Source organism: Chloroflexota bacterium (assembly GCA_018648225.1).
GTDB lineage: Bacteria > Chloroflexota > Anaerolineae > Anaerolineales > UBA11858 > NIOZ-UU35.
Genome location: JABGRQ010000142.1, coordinates 1 through 13,721, shown reverse-complemented (window position 1 = coordinate 13,721; position 13,721 = coordinate 1). Strand labels below are relative to the sequence as shown.

Annotated in this window: 11 protein-coding genes; 10 read left to right on the top strand and 1 reads right to left on the bottom strand. The window is 50.6% G+C overall.

The genetic code is table 11. The annotated features are described in order from the left end of the window. Positions 1-196 precede the first annotated feature (196 nt). The 7 genes from HN413_13875 to HN413_13845 all read left to right on the top strand — a co-directional run bounded on the left by HN413_13875 (position 197) and on the right by HN413_13845 (position 10,153). A complete protein-coding gene (locus HN413_13875) occupies positions 197-5,143 on the top strand; it encodes a DEAD/DEAH box helicase (protein MBT3391484.1) in 4,947 nt (1,648 codons plus the stop codon). Beyond that, entirely contained in the window at positions 5,140-5,667 is a 528-nt protein-coding gene (locus HN413_13870; GenBank protein MBT3391483.1) for a hypothetical protein, read from the top strand. The genes HN413_13875 and HN413_13870 overlap by 4 nt, the downstream gene beginning before the upstream one ends. Before the next feature lie 78 nt (positions 5,668-5,745). Next, positions 5,746-6,705 carry a carbon-nitrogen hydrolase family protein gene (locus tag HN413_13865; GenBank protein ID MBT3391482.1) on the top strand — a complete coding sequence of 320 codons (960 nt, stop codon included), beginning with the start codon at positions 5,746-5,748 and terminating at the stop codon, positions 6,703-6,705. A 117-nt stretch (positions 6,706-6,822) separates the two neighbouring features. Next, on the top strand, positions 6,823-7,635 hold the full coding sequence (locus HN413_13860) for a hypothetical protein (GenBank protein ID MBT3391481.1): 813 nt from the start codon (positions 6,823-6,825) through the stop codon (positions 7,633-7,635). A 383-nt stretch (positions 7,636-8,018) separates the two neighbouring features. Continuing rightward, on the top strand, positions 8,019-9,464 hold the full coding sequence (locus HN413_13855; protein MBT3391480.1) for a hypothetical protein: 1,446 nt from the start codon (positions 8,019-8,021) through the stop codon (positions 9,462-9,464). Between the two features lie 102 nt (positions 9,465-9,566). Continuing rightward, the gene (locus tag HN413_13850; GenBank protein ID MBT3391479.1) at positions 9,567-9,779 is read left to right on the top strand and encodes an AbrB/MazE/SpoVT family DNA-binding domain-containing protein; all 213 of its coding nucleotides are present in this window, start codon (positions 9,567-9,569) and stop codon (positions 9,777-9,779) included. Next, a complete protein-coding gene (locus HN413_13845; GenBank protein MBT3391478.1) occupies positions 9,776-10,153 on the top strand; it encodes a type II toxin-antitoxin system VapC family toxin in 378 nt (125 codons plus the stop codon). Before HN413_13850 ends, HN413_13845 begins: the two co-directional genes overlap by 4 nt. Positions 10,154-10,249: 96 nt before the next feature. Here HN413_13845 and HN413_13840 read toward each other — a convergent pair whose 3' ends face one another. Next, the gene (locus HN413_13840; protein MBT3391477.1) at positions 10,250-10,900 is read right to left on the bottom strand and encodes a radical SAM protein; all 651 of its coding nucleotides are present in this window, start codon (positions 10,898-10,900) and stop codon (positions 10,250-10,252) included. Between HN413_13840 and HN413_13835 the strand changes: the two genes are divergently transcribed. Genes HN413_13835 through HN413_13825 form a run of 3 tightly spaced genes read left to right on the top strand, consistent with a single transcriptional unit; the run spans position 10,900 to position 13,623 of the window. Next, positions 10,900-11,310 (top strand): hypothetical protein, encoded by a 411-nt coding sequence (locus tag HN413_13835; GenBank protein ID MBT3391476.1) that lies wholly within the window; start codon positions 10,900-10,902, stop codon positions 11,308-11,310. The two genes, HN413_13840 and HN413_13835, sit on opposite strands and share 1 nt — an antisense overlap. 11 nt (positions 11,311-11,321) lie before the next feature. Then, positions 11,322-11,516 carry a hypothetical protein gene (locus tag HN413_13830; GenBank protein ID MBT3391475.1) on the top strand — a complete coding sequence of 65 codons (195 nt, stop codon included), beginning with the start codon at positions 11,322-11,324 and terminating at the stop codon, positions 11,514-11,516. Then, complete coding sequence (locus tag HN413_13825; GenBank protein ID MBT3391474.1) at positions 11,479-13,623, top strand: recombinase family protein; 2,145 nt, start codon at positions 11,479-11,481, stop codon at positions 13,621-13,623. Before HN413_13830 ends, HN413_13825 begins: the two co-directional genes overlap by 38 nt. Positions 13,624-13,721: the final 98 nt, after the last annotated feature.

Sequence of the window (13,721 nt, the reverse complement as noted above, 5' to 3'; positions counted from 1 at the left end):
CAAATTCGCCACGACTGACCGCTCTTTACTTGAAAATGAACATAATCGTCAAGACCACGGCGGGATGCATCCTGCATTTCGCCAGGTTTCATCCGGGTCTTTACGAGTTCGAGAACCTAAACGGTATACTATCAATGCCCCCAAGAATGGCATCTCTGGTAAGTGAAATCCCAACAAACAAAGAGGTAATGATCTCATGCCCCTCCATCCCCTGAAAACCACAATTCATATCCGAAACAATTACATCAAATATCTTAAAACCATCAAGCCTTTCCAGGATGAATGGCTGAGAAAAGAGTTTGCCCGCGCCATTAAAGAACCGGAGATGCTGGTCAAAGGGCCGCTGGTTGAGATTTCACCGCCATTTGAAACAGAAGTCGGCATTCGAGGCCTAGTCGAAGAAGGTGTGCTTTCGCCCCTATTTCAGCAGCTTTGTACCCTCGATCATTTACCTTATGAACGCCCTTTATACCAGCATCAAATTACTGCTGTGCGCAAGCTGGTTTCAGGAAGAAACGTAGTGGTATCTACAGGGACAGGCTCAGGAAAAACAGAGACCTTCCTGCTTCCCATCCTGAATTACCTGCTACGAGAGAAAGAACAAGGCACACTCGACAAACCCGGCGTACGTGCCCTGTTACTCTACCCGATGAACGCCCTCGCCAACGACCAGGTCAAACGTCTGCGAGGCTTGCTGGCGAAGTATCCGCATATCACCTTTGGACGCTACGTAGGCGAAACCAAACATACTAAAGGTAAAGCAGAAGATTATTTCGAGAAAAACTATCCTGGTGAGCCGCGTGTAAAAAATGAACTTCTCAGCCGTGCAGAGATGCAGGAAACCCCGCCCCATATTTTGCTGACGAACTACGCCATGCTCGAATACTTGCTCCTGCGTCCCAAGGACTCTAAATTGTTTGACGGCGCCACCGGTCAGCATTGGAAATTCATCGTTTTGGATGAAGCTCATGTCTATAATGGCGCCAATGCAACTGAAATTGCCATGCTGCTACGGCGCGTGCAGGATCGGGTTGTGCAAAGCGAGCTGGGGCGGTTACAGGTTGTCGCTACCAGCGCCACCCTAGGAGGCGGCAAAGATGACTTCCCTGCCGTGGTTGATTTTGCCAGCAATTTATTTAGCCACTCTTTTGAGTGGGTGGAGGATGATCCCACCCGGCAAGATGTGGTTGAAGCAGTACGCGTGGACGCAGGAACTTTGGGGGACACTTGGGGCAATGGCTCCCCCGCTCTTTACCGCGGATTGCACAAACTGGCTGAGAACCAACAGAATAGAGAAAGCGATCTCTTGCCACAAGCATTGTTGGCTCGTCTTACCAAGATCGCGTTATCCCATAAAATTCCTAGAGATGTCGTTGAGGAAGCTGCGCAATCCGCTCGCCAGGATCCCAACCGGGCTATGGCGCGCTTTTTGTACCGCTTGCTACGCGGAGACGAAAATATCCGTCATATCCAAGGGAAGTTACAGAGCAATCCCGAGTTCCTGAAAGAAATTTCCCCAGAGATATTCCCTGACGCGGATGATTCTGAGCAGGCACTGATTGATCTAGTGGCGCTGGCAATCCTGGCGCGTCCTAACAAAAACGATATGCCCCTGCTACCGGCGCGCTATCATGTTTTTGCCCGCGCTCTGGAAGGTGCCTTTGTCTGCTTGAATCGTGCAGCACATTCAGAGAACACTCCCAGCCTATTTTTGCACCGTCACAAATTCTGCCCTGAGTGCAAGAGCCGTGTCTTCGAACTTGCGAACTGCACCCGCTGCGGCACTGCTTACCTGATCGGAGACGAAGAGTATGGCGAGAACCTAAACGAAGCCCCTGGCGAACACTTCAAGATCGAAGACCGCCGCACGTATCTCACCCAGAACAGCGCTGTGTATCTTTCCTTGCAAGCCAAACAGATGTCGTACTATGTGATCGAAACTGAACTATCCGTTCCAGATGATGATGAATTGGTTGCATCGGACGAGGAAATTGACGATAGTGTACAAGACGACACCGAACTAGAAGAGTTTTTGCTATGCCCACAGTGTGGGCAAATACGCTCGGCTTTTATAGCTCAAAAATGTGGCTGCAAAATGGCCCCCATCAAACTCAGTAAAGTAGATATTGGGCGAAAACGCACTTTGCGCCGGTGCGTAAGTTGCTCTACACGTTCCAGCGGAGGAGTGGTGTACCGTTTCCTGACGGGGCAAGACGCACCGGTGAGTGTCCTGGCGAGTGCTTTATATCAGTGCTTGCCACCAGCAAAAGATGATGAATCTGCCAGATATCCTGGTGAAGGTCGCAAACTCTTGAATTTCACGGACAGTCGGCAAAAGGCCGCTTTTTTTGCTCCCTATTTTGAACGCGTTCATCAGCGAAATATGCGCCGCCGGTTAATTATGAAAACCGTTCTGGAATCTCCGGATACCGCCCGCGGCGACCTACGGCTGAGAGATTTGCTGCCCCGAGTGCTAAATCAGGCTGTCCAGACCGGTGTTTTTGACCAAGAACAAAGCCGGGATGAGCGTGAACGCACCATCGCCATCTGGCTGATGCAAGAATTTTCTCCCCTAGATCAGCGTATCAGCTTGGAAGGGCTGGGATTGCTTCGCTTCCGACTCGTTCACCCCCGAAACTGGTCTCCCCCTGATCTCTTAACCGCCGCTCCCTGGAACCTCACCTCAGACCAAGCCTTTGACTTGATCACCCTATTGCTGAATACTTTGCGGCGTCAAGGCGCAATCACTTATCTGTTACGAGAAAAAGTGGACCTGGTGCAAGATGACGCTTTCGCTCCCCGCCAGAAGGCTTTTTATTTTCGTGAATCCGAAAGCCATCCAAAGAAAGGAATATTTGGATGGATGCCTGCTGAGCAGCATAGCAACGCCCGTCTGGACTTACTCAAGCGGTATCTGGCTCGACAGGAAATGCCGGTACGCGAAATCCAGACACTGGCTTTGAGAACCCTGCGTGAAATATGGCTTTACCTTTCTGGCCCTGGAAGCCCCTGGGAAACTCACTTACCGCGCGAATCCCATCGAGGGCACGGCTACCTGTATCAGATTGCCCACAAGATGTGGGAAGTCATTCCTTCGATAGACGGAGACGTAAGGGGTTGGTATATTTGTAATCGCTGTCATAATATTTCGCCAATTTCTTTGGGCAGTATTTGTACTACATACAGTTGCAGCGGTTCTCTTGAACCCCTTGATCAGCATAAAGATATTCTGGATATGAACCTGTACCGCGATATTTACCTGCATGGTGATCCTATTCCCATGCGCGCAGAGGAACACACTGCCCAATGGACTCCGCAGGCCGCAGCAGATGTGCAGAACAGGTTTATTCGTGGGGAAATCAATGCCCTCAGTTGTTCCACTACATTTGAATTGGGGGTGGATGTGGGCGATTTGCAAGCCGTTGTTATGCGCAATGTACCGCCCACTACAGCGAACTATGTGCAACGCGCCGGGCGTGCTGGACGCCGCACAGATTCAGCTGCTTTTGCTCTGACCTTTGCTCAACGGCGCTCTCACGACTTGAACTATTACAACCATCCAAAAAGCATGGTGAAAGGAGAGATCAAACCACCCGTTACAGTACTCACGAACGAGAAAATTATCCGCCGACACCTGCATTCAATCGTATTTGGGGCCTTTTTCCGTTGGGCTGTTGAAAAGCATAAACAGACGTACAAGACTATCGGCGAGTTTTTTGCCCCTGAAGGAGGGACATCCGCACCGGAGTTATTAGCCGAATTTCTCGAGACCAAACCCCCAACCTTACAACAGGCTCTCCAGCGTGTGGTGCCAAAAGATTTGCACAAAATCATCGGTATAGATGTGTGGCTGTGGAAGTCCGCGCTATTCAATGCAGATGAAAAAGGGACACTGGATAAAGCTCGCTTGACCCTCACATCTGAATTGGAAGAATTTGCCCAATTGGAAGATGAAGCCGCAGGAAAACGAAAATACAAACAGGCCGGGTATTTTGCTAGCGTTCAAAAACAGATTCGGGGTCGTCAGTTAATAGGTTTCCTGGCCACTTACAACGTTTTGCCCAAGTATGGTTTTCCAACTGATGTGGTTGAACTAAAAACGGATCATCTCACGATCCGGAACGCTAATCGGATTGAACTGAATCGGGATCTGCGCATGGCAATTTCCGAGTTTGCACCGGGTAGCGAAGTGGTGGCTGCCAAAGTCGTCTGGCGAAGTCAGGGGATACGAAAATTGCCCAATCGCGCCTGGGAGCCTTTTAAATATGTGGTGTGTGGCGAATGTCATCGTTTTCACTACGCCATCAGCGAACCGCCCACGCTATGCCAGGGCTGCGGCAATTTGCTATCCGATCACCCGGAAATGCGCGGGAATTTCATTGTCCCCGAACATGGTTTTATTGCTGGCAATAAAACCCGTTCCCCGGGAGAAACTCCGCCTGAACGTATTTATGCCAGCCGGGTCTTTTTCGCTGATTACCGCTTACCTGACTCCGATGAATTAATAGACGAGTCAGAAGAATTGGATCAGCGTGTATCTTCCAGCAACGTTCAAGTGTACAAGCGATATTCTCGCCACGGGTGGCTGGCGGTTGTCAACAATGGATGGGGGCGCGGCTTCCGCATTTGTGGCTTTTGCGGGTATGCTGAACCGATTCCGCTAACCTCAACGCGCATGAAAGGTACTCACAATAATCCACTCAATGGCGAAAGCTGTAAAGGGGCATTCCATACTTATCATCTGGGTCACCGGTTCATGACAGATGTGTTGGAACTTCGGACAACGCTACCCGCCTCGGGTAAAACACATACCTATTCTTTGTTGTATGCCCTGCTGGATGGGGCTAGCGAAGCGCTAGGGATCAGCCGAAACGATATAGAGGGTACAGTTTATCCAAGAGGACAATCGCCGTCGTTAGTGCTGTATGATAATGTTCCTGGTGGAGCCGGACATGTCTTACGAATTTATGAGAACTTGCGCCCAGCCTTTGAAGCCGCGCACAACCGTCTTGATCAATGTGAATGTGGTGAGGAAACCAGTTGTTACAATTGTTTGCGGAATTACCGCAATCAATATTTCCACGATGAGTTACAGCGCGGCTCTGCACTGCGTAGCCTGAGAATATTATTGGGAGAACATTGATTATAAGCAAATTCCCATTTGAGGGTCATCGAGAAATTCCCCAACTGTATTTGCACGTTGATCAGATACAGGATTTATCAGCACCCAGAGATGGTGTTGAGAAATTCACCGTTAGCGCGGCGATTTCCTTCGTGGGAGAATTTGAGCAACGTCAGGGTATTTATGCTACCTACGCTACTTTCGATCCATCCAGCCGGGATGGCCTGGCGCGTTCTGTGCGATGGTTAAAGCAATTCTATGTGATCGAACAACATAAAGGGATCATCGTTATCGATTTCGATGAAATCCAACCGCGCTTTGCCGGTGCTGTATTTGGTCTGCCTGATCTGATGGCGGGCAAACTGAACCCGGAAAAAGCCAGGGCGTTTCTACAAAGCCAGGGTTTGGGGGATAATGCTGGACGTACATTCTTCATGGTCTACAAAGAGATCAATACCCAAGGTGGGGCATACATCGAAGGTGATGTGGATACGGGCGGCGGCGATTTTATTGGGCGGGATCAAGTTATACGAGGTGAAAAATAAAATAAAAGCCGTCGTCGCAGACGCCCATTCAGCCATAAAAAACTGCCAAACCAACAGGCCTATAGGAGAAATACAAACATGACCAGCGGACACGCCTCCGTAAAAGTTGCTGTAGTACAAGCAGCCCCTATTCTGTTTGAGCGAGAAGCCACAGTTACAAAAACTTGTCAGTTCATTCGTGAAGCCGCGTCACAGGGCACTAAATTCGTGCTTTTTCCAGAAGCATTGATTCCCGCATATCCGCGTGGATTGAGTTTTGGAATGGTCGTTGGCAGTCGAAAGCCAGAAGGCCGATACTTGTGGCAAACATACTGGGATAATGCCGTTGAAATCCCCAGCCCAGCTACAGATGCTTTGGGATCAGCAGTTCGTGAAGCCGGAGTATACATGGCAATCGGCGTTATTGAGCGAGATACCCAATTTGGAGGCGGAACACTCTATTGCACGTTGCTTTATTTTGGCCCTGATGGAAAAATCATCGGTAAGCATCGAAAGCTAAAACCCACCGGTGCTGAACGGTTGATATGGGGTGAAGGGGATGGTAGTACGTTATCTGTGCTATCAACAGGAATCGGGAAAATTGGCGGGTTGATATGCTGGGAAAATTATATGCCCATGGCGCGCATGACCTTGTATAGCAAAGGGGTGGAAATATATCTGGCCCCAACCGCGGATTCGCGTGAGACATGGCAAGCCACGCTGCGTCACATTGCCTGTGAGGGGCGCTGCTTTGTCCTGGGCTGCAATCAGTATGTGACAAAAGCTATGTATCCAACCGACTTGCGGGATCATTCAGAACTGTCCGCTCAACCCGAAGTCATGTGCCGTGGCGGCAGCGTTATCGTTTCGCCACTTGGCGAAATCATCGCTGGCCCGCTATATGATCAGGAAGGTATTTTGTATGCCGATCTGGACATGGGGGAAATCGTGAGAGCCAAACTTGATTTTGATGTGGTCGGACATTATTCCCGGCCTGATATATTTCAACTGAAAGTGAATGAGCAAGTGCTGGAACCCGTGCATGCAAAAAACGCCTAGATTAACTATCGTTCATTGTGACGGATTTCAAAATAACAGTTTCTGTGATTGAAGTTTAGAGCAGCAACAAAAATAATCAGCAAAGACAAGGAGAAATTTAACGTGACTAACGAAACAATGGTATCTTCCTTTGAGGTGCATGACAAAGACGTTTTAGCCAAAGCCAGAGCCATCATGAACAGCACCGAATCGCCCAAAGCCTGGGCAGATGCGGTGGTTGAAGTTGTCAAGCGAAATGAAGAGTGGCGCGGCAAGCGCTGCCTCAACCTGCTGGCTCCAGAAGCCCCCACCAGCCCAACGGTTCGAGCCTTACTCTCATCCGAGATTGGCACGCGTGCAGCGGAGGGTCATATTGGCCGAGTCAATCGTTGGTTTGCAGGTACGCAGTATATTGATGAAGTCGAAGCCTTGTGTGTGGAATTACTGAAGACAGCCTTCCGCTGTCGCTATGCCGACCATCGCCTGATGGGGAGTATGCTGGGTAATTTGGCGGTATATCACGCTTTGGCTCAACCAGGCGATACCGTAATGACAGCATCTCAGCCCTTTGGTGGTCATTCCAGCAACCGTCAGGATGGCCCAGCCGGTACACGCGGTCTGAAGATTGTGGATGTGCCCTATGATCCGGAAAAATTGGAAGTGGATTTAGATGCCTTCGCAAAGCTAGCGCGCAAGGTGCAACCCAAACTGGTGGTTATGGGGATGTCGATGACGCTCTTCCCGCTGCCTGTACGTGAAATGAGCGATGTGATCGCTGAATGGGGTGGCATGTTTGTTTATGATGGGGCACATCAGGCCGGACTGATTGCTGGGGGGCAGTTTCAGGATCCACTGACGGAAGGGGCGGGGATCTTGACCGGTTCAGCAGGAAAAACATTTAGCGGCCGTAAAAGCGATAATCGTTCACGCTTTGCTTTTGACGCCCTGTGATGCGAAGCGTTAGGAAAAAATCCTTGCGATAAGCAAGGATTTTTTGATTCATATAAAAATGTGTGCAAGTATGCTATAACGGGCGTGTGAAAGGAAGATTGGTTTTTAAGAAATTCTACATATTCGAGAACTTCTTGATGTATACTGTTACTGAATGTAAGTTTATTGGATATGGCTCAGTTTAAGCCAAAAACACCTTTACAAATTAGCGTCACATGCTGTTGGTATCACGAATGCTTACGAATGACACATTCGTGTCATTCGGCCAATTCGTGCATATTCGTGTTTTCTCCTGATGCTGATTTGTAAAGCTAGATTCTCATATATTGAACCATGCCGTTTATTGGTTATGAGGAATTCCCAAATAAAGATAGGAGGATGCTATGAAAGTTAACTCAAAGAGACTCACCAATATTCTGCGAATTATTTTTGTATCCTTTGTAATCCTGGCCTGTAATTTACCTGCGGTAGCTTCAAGCCCTGTCGAAGTCACCGAGCAAATTGCCGAAGAAATTCCACAAGAAACGGATCAATCCTATTGGATCATCGCCATTGGGGGCGAAGGCCGCGATTACGCGCCATCTTTTCATGAAACCGAGGATGGAGTTGTTGTTGTAGGTATGACCAGTTCTTATGGATTTGGCGATGGTGGCGGCAACCGGGATGGCTCACATGATTTTTTGGTCATCAAGCTCGATAAAGATGGCTATCTCTTGTGGAGCAGAGTGATAGGCGGTCCGCGAGATGAGCGCGGCAGCTATTCTGTCAGCCCAACATCTGACGGCGGGTTCTTGCTCACCGGCACGACGCTGTCCTTTGGGGCTGGGAAGACAGATATGTTCATCGTCAAACTTGATGCTAACGGTGATCTAGACTGGAGCCAGGCTATCGGCGGGGCAGGGGCCGAAGGTGGGATGACAACTTTGGAAATTGATGATGGCTATATCGCCATGGGTAGTACGGATTCCTTTGGGGCTGGTAAAAAGGATCTGCTGGTTGTCAAGCTGAAATCCGATGGCACTTTGGATTGGGCCAAGACGTACGGTGGCATTGAAGATGATGTCGGCAGCGGAATTGTCCAAGTGGAGGGGGGCTATGTGATTGGGGGGACGATCTGGTCCTTTGGGGCTGGGGATGCGAACGCGGACGCCGGGCTGATCAAGATTGATCCTCAGGGAAATGTCATCTGGGCCAAGACGATTGGTGGCAGCGCCGGGGAGGGGATCAACTGGGATGGGGTGCGCGTGACCCGTGATGGCGGATTTGCCTTTGGGGATCGGACGGGATCCTTCGGGGCCAAAGGGGGTGGGGCGCTGTTTGGGATCAAGCTCAATTCCCAGGGCGATCTTGTGTGGAGCACGATGGTGGATGGTCCTGGCGAGGATGTCGGCTGGACGATGAACGAAACGGATGATGGTTTCATCGCTGGCGGTAAATTGACTCTCCCAGAGCATGGGGGAGATGTTTTGATTGTCAAATTCGACAAGGATGGTAATTATTTGTGGTCGCGGATTTTCGGCGAAGCCGGGCTGGACGAAATCGAAGAGATCAAACCAACGGAGGGCGGTTATATCATGGCCGGTGTGACCAGGATGATCGACCCCGCCGGGGATTTCTTGGTGGCCAAAGTGAATACTGAAGGTTTTGTAGGCGGGGATGTTGACCCGATAGAATCCCTCGACCCGCGTTCGGTTGTCTCGATCACACCGCAGGTGCAGCCAATTTCGCCAAAAGTGACCGATGTGTCAGCGATGATCTCGGTTGAAGGCGTTTCACCGACAATTGTTAGCCCTGAAATTCAGATCACCGAAATACACAGAAATGAGTAAAGCGGCAACCCCATTATTTTCGGACCTTTCCGCGCCAGTGCGTGAGTCATGATATGGTAAAATCGCTTTACGAATTCTGATCGATAAGGAGATGTAAAGCGCATGGACGCAGTAACGATTTCATCTAAATATCAGGTTGTGATACCTCGGCCCATTCGCGAACAATTCAAACTCAAGCCGGGGCAGAAAATCATGTTTATTCCCTACAATGACACACTCCGCGTGGCTATTGTTCCGCCGATTGCAGAAGCTGAAGGGATGTTCAAAGGTATTGATACTGATCCCCAACGCGAAAAGGTAGACCGGGAGATATGAATGTAGTCGATTCTTCGGGTTGGCTAGAATATCTGGCTGGGGAACGGAATAAGGATTTCTTTGCCCCGCCCATTCGCGATGTTGGGAAGTTGATTGTGCCGACGATTTGCATGTATGAGGTATTCAAACGGTTTCTCAATCAACGAAATGAAGAAGATGCACTGATGGCAATAGGGATCATGTCGCTTGGAAATGCAGTCCAATTGACTCGCGAGATCGCAATTGATGCAGCACAAATCTCTGCAGAAACAAAATTGGCGATGACTGATAGCATCATTTTGGCCACAGTACGCGCCCACACAGCCATGTTATGGACTCAGGACAAGGATTTCGAAGGTATGGAGGGGGTACGCTATGTGGAGAAAGTGGGATAGATAGTTCTTGGTGCTAAACACTTTGCTCTAGCAGACGTCCTCGTCTGCGGGGACGCCGACTTGAGCAAAAGTATGGCAAAATCAGCTAAGTCGCTGTCACAACCCCCGCCAGGATTCGGGTCGGAGCGCACCTTTTCCCTGTGCCAGCGAGGCGTCCAGGGTTTGCAGCAGGCGTTTTTTATCTTGGGGCAGGGTTCCCTTAAGGGGCAAGTAATTGGATGCGTGATTGGTGCGGAATACACATTGAGTGAGACCGTCTGTGTGCCCGATAACCTGGCGCAGTTCCGCTAACATTTCTTCTGGTTCCAACAATTGAAATTCCCCCGACTGCCATTGACTGTGAAGTTTTGTGCCCGGGACGAGCATCAGGGTCAGCATGGAGAAGTAATCGGGGTCCATTTGGCTGACAATCTGGCCGGTCTGCTCCGCATGGTGTTCGGATAGCTCAGGGCCGCCGATGCCCAGGATGCCGATGATCGAAACGAGAAGTCCGGCGCGCTTGGCTTTACGAACTGCGGAGACCATCTCAGCGGCGGTTGCGCCCTTGTCGATGCGCGATAAAATCTCGTCGTTCCCGCTCTCCAGGCCGAGATAGACAATCCCTAACCCCTGCTGAACCAGTATTTCAAGTTCTGCCTGGCTCTTGCCTAAGAGGTTTTTGGCGTTGGCGTAAGCCCCCACGCGTTCAAGCTTGGGAAGGGCTGCCTGGAGTGCAGCGAGGATTTGCGTAAGGCGGCGGTTGCTCAATGCCAGGGCGTCCCCATCGGCCAGGATCTAAATCGCAAACTACCCCATTATCTCAAGATCCTTCCCAAATTATAACTATCACTCATCCATACCATCCACGGTGCGGTCAGCAGGTTGAAATCATCCGCAAATATCGTGGTGAAGATCCGGACATCATTGTTCAGACCGGTGATGGTCTTCGTGTCGTGGTCGCTATGAGTTGGACCGACTACGCCGTTCCATTAGACAGCGAGGCATTGTCGTATTCACCACCACACCTACTAGATTTCTTTGGTCTGCTCCGAGCCACCAAACTCATTGAGCATCTACGCCAAGAGGAGCGATTTCCTCAAGGGGGAACAGGAGAAGAGGCTTGCCATCCCGGTGACCAAGGCTATGATCAAGACAATCAAATAGCCAAGGCATCATAGGAGGTGAAGTCATGTCTCGTCCATCCCTAACCGATCATCATGAGTCCCTTACCAAGGTTTGGGTACAGCTGGCCGCTGACCGTCAGACGCAAGTCATTCGTCTCATGGCCCAGATGGTGTTCAAGTTGATCGTTCAACAAATCGATGCATCCGGGAAGGAGGTCACCTATGCTATCCCCTCACTACGCACAAAAAATCCTACCTGAACACCTGGAACGCCAAGCCTTGATTTACGTTCGCCAGTCAACTCTGGCGCAGGTTACACGGAATATTGGCAGCAAGGCTCGCCAATATGATCTCGTTCAGCGGGCCCTCGACTTGGGTTGGTTGCGAGAGCAGATAGTGGTTGTCGATCAGGATCAGGGTCTCTCAGGAGCCTCCGCTGCTGGTCGGGATGGCTTCCAGCATCTGGTTGCTGAAGTCGGACTGGGTCATGCCGGGGCCGTTTTCAGCCTGGAAGCTTCTCGGCTGGCGCGCTCTTGTAGTGATTGGTATCGTCTCCTTGAGATTAGTGCCCTGACAAACACTCTGGTTGTTGATGAAGAAGGGATATATGATCCCAGCCAGTACAATGACCGCTTGCTGTTAGGGTTCAAGGGCACGATGAGCGAAGCGGAGCTGCATTGGTTGCGCAGTCGGCTCTTGGGTGGTAAGTTGAAAAAAGCCCAGCAAGGCCAACTGCGCTTACCCTTGCCGACCGGGCTGGTCTACGATACCACCGGCAAGGTGATCTTTGACCCTGATGAACAAGTTCAACAAGCCATACAGCTTGTTTTTGATTCATTTGATGAACTTCAGTCTGCCATGTCTGTGATCAGGTACTTCAAGACCCATAGCCTGCTCTTTCCAACGCGTCTTCGGGGAGGCAGCCGCAAGGACGAACTGATCTGGAAGCCCTTAGGTCAGCGCCGAGTTTTGAGTGTACTGCACAACCCAACTTATGCAGGTGCGTATGCCTACGGCCGATCACAGTCGCGCCTCCAGACCTTGCCGGGTGAAACCAGACCGGTTGAGAAGCGCACTCGTCACCCCAATCCGGATGACTGGCGTATCCTTCTACTGGACGTTCATCCTGGCTACATCACCTGGGACCAGTATCTACGCAATCGGCAACGTCTCGACGACAACCGCACCTTTCGAAGCGAAGATCGCCGGGGAGCCGTGCGGGAAGGAACAGCTTTGCTGCAAGGCATTGTCTTGTGTGGGCGCTGTGGCAGAAGAATGACAATCCGCTATCTTGATAACGGCGTCACTCCCGTTTACAAATGTCAGCAAGCCTATCATCAGTTTGCTGAACCAACTTGTCAAATCATCCGCGGCGATGGTGTGGATGCTGGTGTGACGCAGCTCTTCCTGGAAGCTATGCGTTCTGCCCAGTTGACCGTATCCATAGCTGCCCTAGAGCAAATCGAAGTCCGTACCAAGCAAATTGACCACCAGTGGCAACTGCGCATCGAACGTGCTCGCTATGATGCCGAACTTGCAAAAAGACGCTTTTGCGCCATTGACCCCGAGAACCGTCTCGTGGCCCGCAATCTGGAACGGGACTGGAACGAGAGACTGGTCGAGATTGAACGCCTGGAGCGCGAATATACATCCTTACCCAGACCATCAACTCTGGTCGCTAGTCCCGAAGAGCGACAGCGCATTCTTGCCCTGGCTCAGGATCTTTCAACAGTCTGGCATGCTGCTACCACAACGTATGCTGAACGCAAGCAACTTTTACGTTTCTTGATCAAAGATGTTACTCTCACAAAACAAGAAAACACCATCCACGCTGGTATCCGCTGGCAAACAGGAGCCTTATCTGAACTCGATATCGCCCGCCCGAAAAACATCTTTGAAATTCAGCGCACTTCTTCTGCCGCCATTGACCGCATTCGTGAATTGGCTCCCATCCACACTGATCGCCAGATTGCCACGCTGCTCAACCAGGAAGGTATCACCACTGGTGTCGGTCAGCCCTTCACCGGCGTAAAGGTACGTTGGGTGCGTCACCGTTATGACATTCCAACTGATTGTCCAGATGCGCCCTCTGCCTGCCCCAGTGGGCAACGAGGAGACGGACGCTATTCTACCCAGGCAGCAGTCGAGTTGTTGAACGTCAGCGATTCCACCATTGGTAATTGGTGTAAGTCCGGTCGTTTGGGCAGCATTCAAACGGTTCCTGGTGGGCCCAGATGGATCAAGTTGACGCCAGAGATCATTGCCAAATTGCGCAAGCCAGTACGACGATCTCGATTACTCCAGTCACCAAACCAATCGGCTGATGATATACTGAAGAGACCAGATAACCTGGTATCCTCTCAATAGAATTCCAGAGCCCGTCGCAGGAGGTGCAGTGTGAACATCACGTCAGTGGCGGACGCGGTTATTTACCACCACTGGGTTGGGCGTTTCTAACAATGGCT